At 68.6% G+C, this 13,628-nt stretch carries 18 protein-coding genes, 1 pseudogene and 1 riboswitch; of the genes and pseudogenes, 10 read left to right on the top strand and 9 right to left on the bottom strand.

Annotated elements, in window-relative coordinates; translation table 11 throughout:
• Positions 1 to 2: 2 nt before the first annotated feature.
• Positions 3 to 401: a TOBE domain-containing protein gene (locus tag BOX37_RS15890; RefSeq protein WP_071931550.1), complete on the bottom strand. Its 399-nt coding sequence runs from the start codon at positions 399 to 401 to the stop codon at positions 3 to 5.
• A gap of 158 nt (positions 402 to 559) precedes the next feature.
• On the opposite strand from BOX37_RS15890, the gene BOX37_RS15885 reads away from it, so the two are divergent.
• On the top strand, positions 560 to 1,570 hold the full coding sequence (locus tag BOX37_RS15885; protein WP_071928334.1) for an Acg family FMN-binding oxidoreductase: 1,011 nt from the start codon (positions 560 to 562) through the stop codon (positions 1,568 to 1,570).
• A gap of 4 nt (positions 1,571 to 1,574) precedes the next feature.
• Here BOX37_RS15885 and crcB read toward each other — a convergent pair whose 3' ends face one another.
• Complete coding sequence (crcB, locus tag BOX37_RS15880) at positions 1,575 to 1,940, bottom strand: fluoride efflux transporter CrcB (RefSeq protein WP_071928333.1); 366 nt, start codon at positions 1,938 to 1,940, stop codon at positions 1,575 to 1,577.
• The gene (locus BOX37_RS15875) at positions 1,937 to 2,419 is read right to left on the bottom strand and encodes a fluoride efflux transporter FluC (RefSeq protein WP_071928332.1); all 483 of its coding nucleotides are present in this window, start codon (positions 2,417 to 2,419) and stop codon (positions 1,937 to 1,939) included. The genes crcB and BOX37_RS15875 overlap by 4 nt, the downstream gene beginning before the upstream one ends.
• An 18-nt stretch (positions 2,420 to 2,437) precedes the next feature.
• A riboswitch (Fluoride riboswitch) is annotated at positions 2,438 to 2,525 on the bottom strand.
• Between the two features lie 88 nt (positions 2,526 to 2,613).
• On the opposite strand from BOX37_RS15875, the gene BOX37_RS15870 reads away from it, so the two are divergent.
• From BOX37_RS15870 to BOX37_RS15860, 4 genes and pseudogenes are all read left to right on the top strand, one after another.
• Positions 2,614 to 3,024: a hypothetical protein gene (locus BOX37_RS15870; RefSeq protein WP_071928331.1), complete on the top strand. Its 411-nt coding sequence runs from the start codon at positions 2,614 to 2,616 to the stop codon at positions 3,022 to 3,024.
• Between the two features lie 117 nt (positions 3,025 to 3,141).
• Positions 3,142 to 3,651: pseudogene (locus BOX37_RS35330) on the top strand (GAF domain-containing protein); the annotation flags it as partial.
• 106 nt (positions 3,652 to 3,757) lie between these two features.
• Positions 3,758 to 3,979: a sensor histidine kinase gene (locus tag BOX37_RS35325; protein ID WP_240505496.1), complete on the top strand. Its 222-nt coding sequence runs from the start codon at positions 3,758 to 3,760 to the stop codon at positions 3,977 to 3,979.
• Positions 3,980 to 4,072: 93 nt separating this feature from the next.
• A complete protein-coding gene (locus tag BOX37_RS15860) occupies positions 4,073 to 4,936 on the top strand; it encodes a universal stress protein (protein WP_071928329.1) in 864 nt (287 codons plus the stop codon).
• Positions 4,937 to 4,939: 3 nt separating this feature from the next.
• Here BOX37_RS15860 and BOX37_RS15855 read toward each other — a convergent pair whose 3' ends face one another.
• Positions 4,940 to 5,263, bottom strand: a complete 324-nt coding sequence (locus BOX37_RS15855; protein WP_071928328.1) for a hypothetical protein — start codon at positions 5,261 to 5,263, stop codon at positions 4,940 to 4,942.
• A gap of 170 nt (positions 5,264 to 5,433) precedes the next feature.
• Between BOX37_RS15855 and BOX37_RS34035 the strand changes: the two genes are divergently transcribed.
• Both BOX37_RS34035 and BOX37_RS15850 read left to right on the top strand, forming a co-directional pair.
• A complete protein-coding gene (locus BOX37_RS34035) occupies positions 5,434 to 5,634 on the top strand; it encodes a hypothetical protein (RefSeq protein WP_156910424.1) in 201 nt (66 codons plus the stop codon).
• 97 nt (positions 5,635 to 5,731) lie between these two features.
• Entirely contained in the window at positions 5,732 to 5,905 is a 174-nt protein-coding gene (locus BOX37_RS15850) for a CsbD family protein (protein ID WP_071928327.1), read from the top strand.
• Between the two features lie 75 nt (positions 5,906 to 5,980).
• Here the strand turns inward: BOX37_RS15850 and BOX37_RS15845 are convergent, their stop codons facing one another.
• Positions 5,981 to 6,406, bottom strand: coding sequence for a hypothetical protein (locus BOX37_RS15845; RefSeq protein WP_240505363.1), 426 nt, complete (start codon positions 6,404 to 6,406; stop codon positions 5,981 to 5,983).
• A gap of 83 nt (positions 6,407 to 6,489) precedes the next feature.
• Between BOX37_RS15845 and BOX37_RS15840 the strand changes: the two genes are divergently transcribed.
• On the top strand, positions 6,490 to 6,747 hold the full coding sequence (locus BOX37_RS15840; RefSeq protein WP_071928325.1) for a hypothetical protein: 258 nt from the start codon (positions 6,490 to 6,492) through the stop codon (positions 6,745 to 6,747).
• Between the two features lie 19 nt (positions 6,748 to 6,766).
• Positions 6,767 to 7,330: a type 1 glutamine amidotransferase domain-containing protein gene (locus BOX37_RS15835; RefSeq protein WP_071928324.1), complete on the top strand. Its 564-nt coding sequence runs from the start codon at positions 6,767 to 6,769 to the stop codon at positions 7,328 to 7,330.
• Between the two features lie 125 nt (positions 7,331 to 7,455).
• Here BOX37_RS15835 and BOX37_RS15830 read toward each other — a convergent pair whose 3' ends face one another.
• Positions 7,456 to 8,271: an NAD(P)H-binding protein gene (locus tag BOX37_RS15830; RefSeq protein ID WP_071928323.1), complete on the bottom strand. Its 816-nt coding sequence runs from the start codon at positions 8,269 to 8,271 to the stop codon at positions 7,456 to 7,458.
• A 237-nt stretch (positions 8,272 to 8,508) separates the two neighbouring features.
• On the opposite strand from BOX37_RS15830, the gene pepN reads away from it, so the two are divergent.
• Entirely contained in the window at positions 8,509 to 10,986 is a 2,478-nt protein-coding gene (pepN, locus tag BOX37_RS15825) for an aminopeptidase N (protein ID WP_071928322.1), read from the top strand.
• 156 nt (positions 10,987 to 11,142) lie between these two features.
• Here the strand turns inward: pepN and BOX37_RS15820 are convergent, their stop codons facing one another.
• The 3 genes from BOX37_RS15820 to BOX37_RS15810 form a co-directional block, all read right to left on the bottom strand.
• The gene (locus BOX37_RS15820; RefSeq protein ID WP_240505362.1) at positions 11,143 to 11,664 is read right to left on the bottom strand and encodes a DUF8020 domain-containing protein; all 522 of its coding nucleotides are present in this window, start codon (positions 11,662 to 11,664) and stop codon (positions 11,143 to 11,145) included.
• Between the two features lie 217 nt (positions 11,665 to 11,881).
• Positions 11,882 to 12,745 carry a M48 family metalloprotease gene (locus BOX37_RS15815; RefSeq protein WP_071928320.1) on the bottom strand — a complete coding sequence of 288 codons (864 nt, stop codon included), beginning with the start codon at positions 12,743 to 12,745 and terminating at the stop codon, positions 11,882 to 11,884.
• 89 nt (positions 12,746 to 12,834) lie between these two features.
• Positions 12,835 to 13,623 carry a MerR family transcriptional regulator gene (locus tag BOX37_RS15810; protein ID WP_071928319.1) on the bottom strand — a complete coding sequence of 263 codons (789 nt, stop codon included), beginning with the start codon at positions 13,621 to 13,623 and terminating at the stop codon, positions 12,835 to 12,837.
• Positions 13,624 to 13,628: the final 5 nt, after the last annotated feature.

The following is a 13,628-nucleotide window of genomic DNA, read 5'->3' as shown; positions in this document are numbered from 1 at the left end:
CGTCAGCTTTCCGGGATTTCGACGACGACGTGCGTCGATTTGACCGAGGCGACCGCGATGCTGCCGATCTCGAGGCCGAGCTCGTCGACGGAGTCCCGGCTCATCAATGACACCAGGCGAAACGGACCGGCCTGCATTTCGACCTGGGCCATCACGGTGTCCTTCACGACACGGGTGACGATCCCGGTCATCCGGTTGCGCGCCGACGTCGCGACGGTGACACCCGGTTCGGGACGGTCCGCGCCCGCTCGGAGGAACTGCGCGACCTCACGCCCGTCCACCCCCTTGCGGCCGTTGTCGAGCTGGACGGCGGTCAGCCGGCCCTGGTCGATGTAGCGGCGCACGGTGTCATCGCTGACACCGATCAGGGCAGCCACTTCGCTTATGCGCAGATTCGACACCACATAAGCATATTCCACGTAGATGCGGATCTCGACACGGATTGGCACCGCAACACGCCGGTACGAGCCGCGCCCTGACGGCAAGGAGGGCCGGAGGTCCCTCGCGATGGTGCTCAAAGACCATTTCCACCCGGCCGACGGCGGACGAGACTGGCCACATGACAGTCATCGGCAACTCCTCGGCACCCACCTCGCCCGACGAACCGACGATGCGGGCCGCGCTGCTCCGCGGCTGCCGTGCACCCTCGGTCCACAATTCGCAACCGTGGCGGTGGTTCTTCGACGGCGCGCGGCTACACCTGTTCAGCGATCCCGAACGACAGTTGCCGGTCGCCGACCCCCAGGGCCGACAGCTCGTGATCAGCTGCGGCGCCGTCCTGGATCACGTCCGGACGGTCTTCGCCGCCCTGGGCTGGCACACCGACGTCGTGCGCCTGCCCGACCCGGCCCACCCCGACCTGCTGGCGACCATCGAGTTCCGCCCGTGGGACGACCCGTCGACCAGTACGACCGAGCACGCCGCGGCCGTCGAGCGCCGCTACACCGACCGACTGCCGATGCGCCCGCCCGAGGGCTGGGACGCGATGACGCCGGTGGTGCTGGGCGAGATGGCCGCGGCCCACGGGGTCGACTTCGACATGCTGCCCGACAACGCCCGCGACCGACTGGCAAACGCCTCCGAACAGTCCGCTGCTCTGCACCGCTACGACATGGAATACCAGACCGAACTGCGCTGGTGGACCGGCCACGATCGGCCCGCCGACGGTATCCCGCCCGCCGCGCTGCCCACCGACACCGAACTCACACGGGTGGGCGTCGCCCGGTCGTTCCCGCCGGTTCGGCACCCGACACACCGCCCCGACGCCGTCGATCAGTCGGCTCTGATCGTGTTGAGCACGGCCGCCGACTCACCCCAGCAGTGGTTGCGCACCGGCGAGGCGCTCTCGGCGATCCTGCTCGAATGCACCGTCGCGGGGTGGGCCACCTGTCCGCTCACCCACATCACCGAGACCTCGGCGGGCCGTTCCCTGCTCCAGGGATTCACCACCAACCGGGGCAACCCTCAAGTGTTGCTGCGCGTCGGCACCGCTCCCGATACCGATCGTCCCCCGGCGACACCGCGACATCCACTGACGGAGGTGTTCACCGAACGTCCCCCCGAGCGCTGATCGCTCACAGCCCGGCCAGTCCCAGACCGACGGCCCCCGCGGCGACGGTCACCACCAGCGTCGCGAGGGCATTGGTCACCCCGGCGAGATAGCGCCGACGTTGGATCAGGCGAACGGTTTCGACACTGGCGGTGCTGAAGGTCGTGTAGCCACCGCAGAACCCCACGCCGATGATCGTCTGCACCTCGCTCGGCGCACCGCGGAACACGACCAGGCCGACGACGAATCCCAGCAGCAACGACCCGGTCACGTTGATGATCACCGTCCCCCAGGGGAATTCGGTGGCGCGCCGGGAGCGGATCATCCCGTCGAGGACGAACCGGGCGACCGCGCCCACGCTCCCGGCCAGCGCGACCCACAGCGTCATCATGTCGCCTCCTCGGCGGATCTGGACGTCATCCACGCACTGGCGGCGATGCCGAGCACGGTGGCGACCAGGCCGGCCGCCAGACTGCCGAACGCGTAGCAGATCGCGGTCCACCGCTGATTCGCGCGCAGCAGCAGATCGGTGTCGACGGCGAGCGTGCTGTAGGTGGTGAACGCGCCGAGCAAGCCCGTGCCGACGCCGAGGCGAACCCGCAGCCGCCACCCGGAATCCTGGCCGGAGCGGGCCAGCGCCTCCAGCAGCCCGCCCAGCAGGAACGCACCGGCCACATTGATGGCGAAGGTCGTGAACGGCCATTGCTCCGCGGTCTCGGGAAAAGCGACACCGAGCCCATATCGGGCGGCGGTACCGAGCAGGCCACCAAGGGCGACGGCAGCGATCGACGACGGGCGGACGTGCAGCGCGGGCACGCCCACATCGGGATCGACCGGCAACGCGGCATCGGGATCGTGGCGACCGAACATCGGACAGACTCCTTCCTTGCGAGGGAAGGAACCATCAGCCCCGGTCCGGGGCGGTTCAGACACTCCCACGGGGCTGCCTCGGCGGAGATCCATCGCCACGGAAGAGCATAGCGCGACCGGAGACGACCTAGGGCCCTGGGCCCGGGGACATTGGACCCTGCCCAGCACGCCCTTCGACCGACGACACTGAATCCATGATCAGCACCCACTTCCACCGGATGACCGCGCCGCGGACGGCGTTGTCCCTGGTCAGCGGCGCAGTGGCGATCTGGGCCGCAGCGGGTGCGCTCGGGCTGGCCACCGGCGCACTCGCCGTGAGCGCCGAGCTCGAAGGCCGGCTGCCGTGGCAGAGTCCCACGCTCGCGGCGACAGGGCTGGCGCTGGTCGTGGCCGTGCCGATGACCCTGGTCGCCGTTCTCGCCACGCAGGACGATCACCGGTGCGCTCGCGCCGCGATCGCCGCCGGATTCGCGCTCGTCGCCTGGATCCTGGCGCAGATCGTGCTGCTGCGCGAACTCAGTTGGCTGCAACCGGTCTGTATCCTCGCCGCCATCGGTGTCGCGGCACTGGGGATGGCCCTGCAAGACGAACGCGCCCGGCTGTGAACACTCCGGACCCGGCGCGGGCAAGTCGATGCTCGACAACCGCGCGGCCGCGGCCCTGATGGCCCAACTGCGCTCGATCACCCCGCCTCGGTGGGCTTTCCGGCGCATCATCCGCCCATGGGCACCTTCCTCGGCGTCGTGCAGGCGCTGGCCGCCGCGGCCGGGATAGCCATCGAGAACGCGCGCCTCTACGAGCAGTCCCGCATCCGTCAGCAGTGGCTCCAGGCCACCGGTGAGGTCGCGACCGAGTTGCTGGCGGGCAGAGAACCGCATCAGGTGCTGGAGTTGGTCGTCCAGCGCGGTCTGGCACTGACCGGCTCCGCCCGCACTTTTCTCGCGCTGCCCGAGGATCCCGATGCCGTCGCCGAGGAGGTCACCGAACTCGTCATCGTCGCCGGGGCCGGTTCTGATGCGGAACATCTTCTCGGACAACGTCTTTCGCTGGCCGATTCGGAGGCGGGGGCGGCGTTCCGCTCCGGCGGTCCGGTCTCGGTCGAGCAGCTGGCGGGTGATTCGATCGCCGGTGTGGGCACTGAATTCGGTGCGGCACTGATCCTTCCGCTGCGTGCCGGTCAATCGGTGACCGGTGTGCTCATTACCGTGTTGCCCGCGGGTGCCCCGCCACTGACCGCCGCGGCGCAGTCGATGATGGCCTCTTTCGCCGATCAGGCGGCCCTGGCGCTGCAACTGGCCGACACCCAGCAGCGCCGACGCAAACTCGACATCCTCTCTGGTGCGCCACGCCCACGCGACAACCGTCTCGGTCGAACTGGTGATCCGCGACGAGGTCACCATCGAAGTCGGCGACGACGGCATCGGCCTCGCCGCCGACCCCACCCACCACAGCGGCCTGGCCAATCTGGCCGCCCGCGCCGAACAGGCGGGCGGCACCTTCACCATCGAGAAGCGGCCCGACGGCGGGACGCTGCTGCGCTGGTCGGCGCCGCTGCCCTGATTCGACGACCTAGGGCCCCGCGGCCGGGGCCCTGCGGCCCTGCCGCCGAGGATAGTGGGGGAGCACAGTGAAACCGACAGAAAGGCACACATCATGTCTCTCCCGGTGAATCCGAATCCGCCCGTGGTCGTCGGCGTCGACGGCTCCGAACAGGCCCGCACCGCGCTGAACTGGGCCGCGGCTTTCGCCGCGCACCACCGCGCGCCGCTGCGGCTGATCTGCGTCATCGACGTGCCGATGGACTACGGCCCCGGTGTCTCCGCACCGCTGTTCGACCACGAGGCGCTGCGCCGGCACGCCGAATCCCTGCTGGTGGACGCGACGAGCCGAGCCGCCGCGATCACCGACACCGACATCACCACCACCATCACCGAGGGCGCCCCCGTGCTCGCGCTGGGCGAGTACAGCGAGTCGGCACGCCTGCTCGTCGTCGGCAGCCGTGGCCTCGGCGCCTTCCGCCGGACCCTGCTCGGCTCGGTCAGCTCGTCACTGGCCCGGCGCGCCGCCTGCCCGGTCGCGGTGATCCCGGAGCGCGAGTTCGCGACCGACGGGCCGGTGGTCGTCGGCGTGGACGGGTCCGAGTGCAGTATCGCCGCCGTCGCCACGGCCTTCGACGAGGCCGCACACCGCAACGCACGCCTGATCGCGGTCCACACCTGGTCGGAGTTCTACCACTACGAATCTCGCGCCACGATGCAGACAGCGGCCGAGGCCGTGCTCTCGGAAAGCCTTGCCGGATACGGCGAGAAGTATCCCGACGTCCGGGTCGATCGCCTCGTCGTCGAGGACCGGCCCGCCCGCGCGGTGCTCCAGGCCGCCGAGGACGCCCAGCTGATCGTGGTCGGCAGCCGCGGCAGGGGCGGGTTCGCCGGCATGGCGCTGGGCTCGGTGGCCCAGGCGGTCCTGCACGGTGCCGAGTGTCCGCTGATCATCATCCGATCGGCGAACCAGAGCTGAGGGCTACCGCGGAGACAGGATGCCGCTGAGGTCGGCTTCGCGGATCGGCGTTTCGGGGTCGGCCTGGGCGCCACACATCAGGTCGATGGCCGCGATGGCGAGGTCGACGGTGGTCCGGTCGGGTGCCTCGCCGCCGTTGCCGCGTTCCTCGTCGAGGTACTTCGTCACAGTGATGCGCTTCTTGTCCGCGTCCTGCTCGATGTACTCGGTGCACGGGGTGTCGCCACCTTTGTTGACGGCTTCCTCCACCTCGGCGCAACCGGTGGCCAACACGGCTACCGCCGCGGCGGCCAGCATGGTAGCGCCGACGTTCCTTCGCAGTGTCATATATTCACCATACATATTGCCGATCCACACAATTGCCACCCTGACAAAATGTCCGGATCGCGCGTTGTACCCACGGGATATCGAGGGTAAACACGTCGATACAGTGTCCATCGACACTCGTTTCACCAATCACGGTTTGATAACCATTCACGCGGGATACTCATGAATACATGACCAACTCACGTAATCGGACAACGAGTACGACGAGCATGGATCTGACCAGCACCGCCATCATGTTGGCCACCTGCGTGTTCTTTCTGTTCGGACTGGCGACGCTCACCGGTTCGCTCCCCCTCGCGACGCTCGGCGCCGCCGGACTGGCCGCCGCGATGTTCGCGGCGACCAGATTGATGGGGCTGCACCGCCCTTAGCTGTTTGCACTCCACCTGCCCGGGTAGACGGTCGGTGGGTCCAACGGACGGCCCACGGTCACTCGGTGGCCGAGCGAACTGTCTGGAAGGAACAAGCATGAGCATCGCTGACAAGGCGAAGAACAAGGCCGAAGAGCTCGCTGGCAAGGCCAAGGAGGCTATGGGCAGCGCCACCGATGACAAGGACCTCGAAAACGAAGGCCGTGGCGAACAGGCCAAATCGAACCTGAAGGACGCGGGCGAGAAGGTCAAGGACACGTTCCGCGACTGACACCCCCGCGCGGGCCCCGATCCCCCCGGATCGGGGCCCGCGCGCTGTCCGCGTGCGGAGGGCTCGCCGACCGGTTCATCGTGCGATCGAACCCGCGCCTATCGCCAGGTAGGCGGTCATGAGCACGAACAGAAACCAGCCGGCGCCCTGAAAGGCCCGCCAGTTCCGCCCCGCGCGGAACCGCCGAAAAGTCAGCACGAAGGCGCCGATCCCCCCGGCCAACAGGATCACGCCCGGCCCGAACAGCACCGCGGTCTTGGCCGCGTCGTCGCAGAGCCGGGTATCGGCCGCAGCGCACGCACTGCGATTCGCCGCCCACACGGCCGTGAGCACACCGACCACGACGGCGACCGCGATCACCGACACACCGTAGGTCACGGCCTGCCGGAACGCCTGCTGCTCATTTCCACGCTTGTCGACGTCATCAGCCAACGCTGGTACCTCCCTCAACTGGGCGGCGGTCGTCACTCCATCAGAGCACACAAAGCCGCCACTGCCCACCTGCCACCATCCTGTTTAGGAACCGGGATCCGCGGTATCGCCAGGAGGACAACGGCCGTCCCGGCGGAGCAGAGGAGAAACTCGTGGTCGAATCGAATGAACACGCGATCATCACCAAGGCCGATCTGCGCCAACTCCTCGACGCCGCCGCCCCCGACGCCCGGCTGGTGTTGTCGGAAGGCAAGGTCGGCATCCACTCCGGCAGTGACGACGCCGGTGGCGGCATACTCGTCATCTCCCGCGCCGACCTGGTCGGCAGCCTCGGCGATCCCGGCGACGAACGCCGCCTGGCCGAACTGGCCGCCGTGCTCGACTCCGACATCCGCCTGCTCGGCGCCTGATCAGAGAGGAGCCAACACCATGACCGAACAACCGCTGAAAGGAAGGCGCGTCGCCATCCTCGCGACCGACGGCGTGGAACAGGTCGAGCTCGTCCGGCCCCGCGCTGCGGTCGAGGACGCGGGCGCGGGCACCGCGCTGCTGTCCCTGGCACCCGGCAGCATCCAGGCCATGAACCACGACGTGGAGAAGGGCGACGTCTTCGCCGTCGAGGGGACCGTCGCCGAGGCCAGTCCCGATGACTTCGACGCGCTGATCCTGCCTGGTGGCACCACCAATCCCGACAAGCTCCGCCAAGACCCGGCTGCGGTCCGCTTCGTCAAGAACTTCGCCGCCACCGGCAAACCGATCGGCGTGATCTGTCACGGACCGTGGACCCTGGTCGAGGCCGACGCGGTCCGTGGCCGCACACTGACCTCCTACCCCAGTGTGCGCACCGATATCCGCAATGCCGGTGGCACCGTGGTCGATCAGGAGGTCGTCGTCGACAACGGTCTGGTCTCGAGCCGCAACCCCGACGATCTGCCCGCCTTCTGCGCCGCGATCGTCGAGGAGTTCGCCGAGGGCAGGCACTTCGCCACCTAGACGAGCGCGGGTTTCCAGCCACGTCCTGGCACGATCAGCTCGCTCGTCCGCGCGTGGACGTGACGGTTCGCCGCACAGGCCCGGATCGCGCTCAGGCCGAACGCAATCCGGGCCGCCTGGCGCGGTCAGTCGGCGGTGAAGAGCGCGGCGTTGTCGCTCGCCCACTGGGCGAAGGTCGTCGCGGGACGGCCGGTGATGTCCGCGACGCTGGTGATGGGCAGGGACTCGGGCTGGGGATCGAAGTCGATCAGGACGTTGTCGACGTACCATTCCGCCTGCTCGCCCATGGACGACCGCAGCGCAGCGATGGTTTCGTCACGGGTCGACTCGATCAAGGAGAGGTCGCGGCCGAGCGCGTCGGCGAGGTGGCCGAGGAGTGCGGTGCGACTGAGGACTTCGGGCCCGCCGAGTGGATAGGCACGGTTGAGGTGCCCGTCGGACAGCAGGATGGTCGCGGCGACCGAGGCGATGTCGACCATGGCGATGGGCGCGCTCGCGCTCTCGGGCCTCGGCTCGCGGACGCTGCTGGCCTCCCGGATCTGCGGCGCCCAGGTCAGCGTGTTCTCCATGAAGTCCGCCGGCCACAGATGGGTCCACCCCAGCCCACTGCCCTCGACCGCCGTACACACGCTCCCCCACCAGCTCTCCGGCTCCCCGGACAGATCGACCACGTGCCGCACACCGGCCTCCCGCGCCATCGCGAGCACTTCGGACACATACTCCGGCGCGGGAGCCAGGTACATGCGATCCACACCGGCGAAGGCCGCGGGCAGGCTGTCGAGTCGCCCCAGATGCCCTTCTGCCACCTCGACGTGGGCGGGCAGCGCCGCCTTACCCGGGTTGTTGGTGAGCGCGCGAACATCGGTGGCACCGCGAGCGAGCAGCTGGTCGACGACCTTCCGCCCGATGTTCCCGGTAGCGCCTGTGACGAGAATTGTCATCTATACCCCTCCGTCGTTGACTGATCCGCTCCATCCTGCCAACGGATTTCGACCCGCGCCCATGGCAATCTCATGGCGCGCCTCCGCGTCCTTCGCTTCTTTTGGCTGAGGTGTCATCAGAACAAGCTGCGGCCAGGTGCATTTACATTGTTTAATGCGCATATCTGAGTATCGGCATCTTATGACGAGCAGAACCGTGAGGCACCGGAGGTGCCTCCGAGCTGGCAGGATCGAAGCGTGTCCACCGCGAACCTGACCCGCTCCGAGACCGCCGCGCGCTCGGCCGCGGTCACCGTCCGCGACTATCGCGTCGACCTCGACTTGTCCGGCGCCCGAGAACAATCCACCGACGGCTTCCCCACCACGACCACTGTCGAGTTCGATTCGACCACCGAGGAGACCTGGCTCGATTTCATCGGGCTGTCGGTGGAGTCCGTGACGGTCAACGGGGTCGAGGTCGACGCGGCGTACGACGGTGCTCGACTCACGCTCCGCGGCCTGGCCGAGTCGAACGTGGTGGTCGTCCGGGCCAGCGGCGCCTACAGCCGTTCGGGTGAGGGTCTGCATCGGTTCGTCGATCCGGTCGACGAACAGACCTACCTCTACACCCAGTACGAGCCCGCCGATGCGCGCCGGGTGTTCGCGTGCTTCGAACAGCCGGACATGAAGGCACCGTTCACGTTCGTGGTCACCGCGCCGTCGGGGTGGGAGGTCATCTCGAATCGGCCGGTCGCCGCGGTCGAGACCGACGGCGGGCACCAGCGGGTCGAGTTCTCCCCCACCCTGCCGATCTCCACCTACATCACCGCGATCGCGGCCGGACCGTACGTCCGCGTCGAATCCTCGTGGACGCGAGAAGAACTCACCGTTGCGCTGGGCGTGCTGTGCCGGGCCTCGCTCGCCCGCCATCTGGACGCCGACACCATCCTCACCGTGACGAAGCAGGGCCTCGACTTCTTCGCCGAACAGTTCGACTACCCGTACCCCTGGGGCAAGTACGACCAGATCTTCGTGCCCGAGTACAACCTGGGTGCGATGGAGAACCCCGGCCTGGTCACCTTCACCGAGTCCTACGTGTTCCGTGGTGCGGCGACGGCCGCGCAGTACGAGGGCCGGGCCACTACGATCCTGCACGAGATGGCGCACATGTGGTTCGGCGATCTCGTGACGATGGTGTGGTGGGACGATCTGTGGCTCAAGGAGTCCTTCGCCGACTACATGGGTGCCCTGGCCAGCTCCGAGGCCACCGAGTGGACCGATGCCTGGGTCGCGTTCGCGAATCGCCGCAAGGCGTGGGCCTACCTGCAGGATCAGCTGCCGACGACGCACCCGATCGTCGCCGACATCACCGATCTCGAAGCCGCCAAGCTCAACTTCGACGGCATCACCTACGCCAAGGGCGCCAGCGTGCTCAAGCAGCTGGTCGCCTATGTCGGGCGAGACGAGTTCTTCGCGGGTGCTCGCCGGTACTTCCGGACCCACGCGTTCGGCAATACGACGCTGGCGGACCTGCTGACCGAGTTGTCCGCCGGATCCGGCCGGGACCTGGCGGGCTGGGCGCGCGCGTGGCTACAGACGTCCGGGGTCTCGACGCTCACGCTCGACGGTGCCGAGATCGCGCAGACCGACCCGCGACCGCATCGGCTCGCCGTCGGTCTCTACGACTTCGACACCGCGGGCGACCTGGTGCGCCGCGATCGGGTGGAGCTCGACCTCGACGCCGAGCGCACGCCGGTCGACCTGCCGCCCGCTCCCCTGCGCCTGCTCAACGACGGCGACCTCACCTACGCCAAGGTCCGTCTCGATCCGGATTCGCTGGCCACAGTGGCGCGTTCCCTGGACCGGGTGACCGATCCGCTGGCGCGCGGGTTGATCTGGTCGGCGCTGTGGAACGCGGTGCGTGACGGCGAACTCGAGGTCGACCGCTTTCTGCGGATGGCGCGTGACTTCGCGCCCACCGAGCCGAACATGGCGCTGCTCACCGCGGTGCTCGCGAACGCGTCCTTCGCCATCAATCACTACCTGCCCGCGGGCATGCGCGACCGGTGGCGCGGTGAGTGGCTCGAATCATGCTGGGCCACAATGCACTCCTCGAAACCCGGCGCCGGGGCGCAGCTGGCGTGGGCACGGGCAACAGCGGCCGCCGCTACCGTCGATGGCCGTCGAGCGGCCGACATCCGGCAGATCTTGCTCGGCGAGGCGCCGGCGCCGGCGGGTCTGGCGCTCGATCCCGACCTGCGCTGGTCACTGTGGACCGCACTCGCGGCCACCGGCGCCGCGAATGCCACCGACGTGGACGCCGAGCTCGGCCGCGACGCCACCGCGTCGGGCCGCACCGCGCACCGCCGGGCACTGTCGGCACGTCCGGACGCGGCGGTGAAGGCCGCCGCATGGGCCTCGGCGCTCACCGACACCACCCTCACCAACGACCACCTCGACGCCGTCATCGACGGGTTCCGCGCGGGCGGACGCCGCGACCTGATCGCCCGCTACGACGACGAGTACTTCACCGTCTTGCGCACCGTCTGGGAGCAGCGCAGCATCGAGATCGCCCGCCGCGTCGTGCTGGGCCTCTTCCCCGCCACCGAGTCACTCGACCAGGTCGACGCGTGGCTCACCACCCACACCGATGCCCCGTCCGCCCTGCGCCGCCTGGTCATCGAACAGCGCGACCACCTCGCCCGTGATCTGCGGGTTCGCGGCCGCACCCGGTAGACCCTCCGCTCGGCCCGAACCAGCCAAGCCGGCGGCGAGTTCGGCTATGCCGGTCAGCCGGAGGCGTTCGCGCGCAGACTGCGCGAGGTCCTCGACGAGTGACGACGGACCGACTCGCGTGGTGACCGGAACGACGACCGGTCACCACGCGAAGCACTACGGCGTCGAGTAGCCGATGAGGGCGCCGATGCCCGCACCGATGGGAATGGTGATCAACGCGCCGACACCGCCGAGGAAGAACCCGAGCACCGCGCCGATGCCCGCGCCGACGAGGGCGCCGATCCCGGCGTTGTGCTGCTTGCGGGCCTGGGTGTCGGCGGCTTCGTCGACGAAGCTCGCCAAGTTCTCGGTGACGACGGCCGGTGCGGCGATCGGGCGCAGGGTGATCGAACGGCCGTCGGCGGAAACGCCCGCGGCCAGGTCGAACTGCCCTGCGCCGGTGGCGATTCGGGTCGGCACTGTCGCGACTACCCGGCCGTCACGATCGGCGAGGGTGACCGCTGTCCCGGCGAGCCGGAAGACACCTTCGGCGACCGAGGCGGTGACCCCGGAACCATCGGCGAGCGGGCTCGCCGTGAACGCCACCCCCTTCTCCACTCCCCGCACGGCCGGAACGGCCGCCGCGGGTTCGGCCTGTGCGACAGTGGCCGCGAGGCCCAGAGCTCCCGCGGTGAGCACAGCGACCGAACCCCATCGCCGTGCACCAGAACGTGTTCGAGACGCGAATGTCATCTTGCCCCTCCAGTCTGCCCGTCGATGACGACGGAACATCCTCTGCCGGACCGGATCTCGGTCCGAGATCATTTTCACATCGGGCAGGCCTCGATGGGAACCCACCAGCGGTGATACCGGAAAAACATCATCACTTCGACACACCGCGTCGACGATGCGCCCGTCAGGGTCGCGCCGCGCGTCGAATCGCTTGCAACCGTAGGGTTGTCGATGGGTACGTACCGACCCAGCGCGCGTACGCAGCGAGCAGGCCCGTGGGCGGCGGCGGGTCGTATCGAGCTCGTCGACGCAGCGCCGAATGCAGCGCACGCCCGTATCCGAGGTCGACCGCCACGCGATCCGCGGCCAGTTCCGCCCGCCGCGAGCGTGCCGCCGAGGTGAAGGGCTCGATGCCGAGCACGACGACCAGTACTGTCGCGGTGGGGATCCCGATCAGCGGGACCAGGGCGATCGCACCCGCGATCGGTAGCGACATGGCAGCCGCCGTACGGAGCAGCGTCGGCACGGTCGCGCGCCCGCGTACCAGGCCGGCAAGTGCTCCCGCGATCCCACGGACCATCCGGACCGGGAGCGCGCAGCAGTCGCCGAGCAGACGCAGGCGCGGATCGGTCATCAACTGATGGCCGAGTTCATGCGCGAGTACGGCGGCCAGCTCACGTGGTTTCAACACAGAGATCGCCCAGCTGGTGACCGCGACGATCCGCGCGGGCGCGGCATAGGAGTTCAGCGACGACGACTCCTGCACCCAGAGCGAATACGGCCATCCGTCCACCGCGGCCGTCCGGGTGACATCGGACCAGGCCGACGCGAGCAACTCCGGCTCGGACCCGATGGGTCGGCGGAATCCGTAGGCCGCGGCCGCCTTTCCCCGATTCGGGTGCAGCCACAGAGCACTGAACACCGCGCACGTGACGAGAACCCACACCGCCACGACCACGAGGGCCGCCCAGAGGCCGAAGCCGACTCCGCAGACGTACACCAGCAGTAGACTCGATGCCGCAGTCGGTAGCGACAGCAGGAAGCCCATGCCACTGATTCTCGTGGACTATGGGCTTCGCGCAACATGTCTCGCCGTCGGCGGGCCCATCACTGAGCCCGCCGGAGTGCCCGACCGCGCTATTGATGGCTCGTCTCGTCGGGGTTCGGCTTGCCCTGGCGCGCCGACACCTGTGCCTCGGCGGTCTCCGCGAGATATTCGCTCAGATCCTGGGTGAGGGCGCGGTCGAGGGCTTGGACGAGGGTGTGCTGGACGGCGGCGACGGCGACGTCACGCAGATGATTGATCATCGTGGTGGTCTCGGCGATCTCGTCGTCGGTGGTCGGCAACCATCCTTCACCGTGCAGTTCGACGAGATGGTCTCTGGTGACGGTGAACATCTGGTGCGCGATGTCGTCGAGGTGATGCTTGACCACCGCCTGCAGGTCGGCCAGGCGGCGCAGGTCGAACCGGTATCCATGCAGGTCGGCGAAGGTCTCCAGGAGCTGCGGGTCGGTGAATTCCACGGTGTCACCGCGAACTCGGAGCAGACCGAGCTCGCTCAGGCGGGCCAGCATGGCCGGGTCGATCGCCTCGGCACCGAGAAAGGATTCGACCAGTTCGAGTGGGACCTCCAGTGAAGCGGTCTCGCGGTCGGTGGTGGCGCTGCGCGGCAGCCCGAGGACGTCGATGAGGTCCTTGCCGGTTTCCCAGCTGGTGATGAAGTCGGAGATGTGCGCGGTGGTGAAGCCACGCTGCAGCAGCGCGTCGATGAGCTTGAGGCGCTCGAGGTGGGAGTCGTCGTAGATCAGTGCGCGCCCGGAGCGGGTGGTCGGCACCGGCAGGAGCCCACGCTCCTGATATGAGCGCACATTGCGGGTGGTGGTCCCGGCGGCACGGGCGAGATCGTCGATGCGGTACTCCGACACCCCGT

Origin of the sequence: Nocardia mangyaensis, from assembly GCF_001886715.1 — a bacterium.
Classification (GTDB): Bacteria; Actinomycetota; Actinomycetes; order Mycobacteriales; family Mycobacteriaceae; genus Nocardia; species Nocardia mangyaensis.
Note: the sequence above shows the minus strand (reverse complement) of the source record. Positions and strands in the feature narration are given on the sequence as shown.

Excerpts from the sequence above, each read along its gene's own strand:
- BOX37_RS15885 (WP_071928334.1), top strand. The coding sequence starts at position 560 with ATGACAGTCATCGGCAACTCCTCGGCACCCACCTCGCCCGACGAACCG.
- crcB (WP_071928333.1), bottom strand. The coding sequence starts at position 1,940 with ATGATGACGCTGTGGGTCGCGCTGGCCGGGAGCGTGGGCGCGGTCGCC.
- BOX37_RS15875 (WP_071928332.1), bottom strand. The coding sequence starts at position 2,419 with ATGTTCGGTCGCCACGATCCCGATGCCGCGTTGCCGGTCGATCCCGAT.
- BOX37_RS15870 (WP_071928331.1), top strand. The coding sequence starts at position 2,614 with ATGATCAGCACCCACTTCCACCGGATGACCGCGCCGCGGACGGCGTTG.
- BOX37_RS15860 (WP_071928329.1), top strand. The coding sequence starts at position 4,073 with ATGTCTCTCCCGGTGAATCCGAATCCGCCCGTGGTCGTCGGCGTCGAC.
- BOX37_RS15855 (WP_071928328.1), bottom strand. The coding sequence starts at position 5,263 with ATGACACTGCGAAGGAACGTCGGCGCTACCATGCTGGCCGCCGCGGCG.
- BOX37_RS34035 (WP_156910424.1), top strand. The coding sequence starts at position 5,434 with ATGACCAACTCACGTAATCGGACAACGAGTACGACGAGCATGGATCTG.
- BOX37_RS15850 (WP_071928327.1), top strand. The coding sequence starts at position 5,732 with ATGAGCATCGCTGACAAGGCGAAGAACAAGGCCGAAGAGCTCGCTGGC.
- BOX37_RS15835 (WP_071928324.1), top strand. The coding sequence starts at position 6,767 with ATGACCGAACAACCGCTGAAAGGAAGGCGCGTCGCCATCCTCGCGACC.
- BOX37_RS15830 (WP_071928323.1), bottom strand. The coding sequence starts at position 8,271 with ATGACAATTCTCGTCACAGGCGCTACCGGGAACATCGGGCGGAAGGTC.
- BOX37_RS15815 (WP_071928320.1), bottom strand. The coding sequence starts at position 12,745 with ATGGGCTTCCTGCTGTCGCTACCGACTGCGGCATCGAGTCTACTGCTG.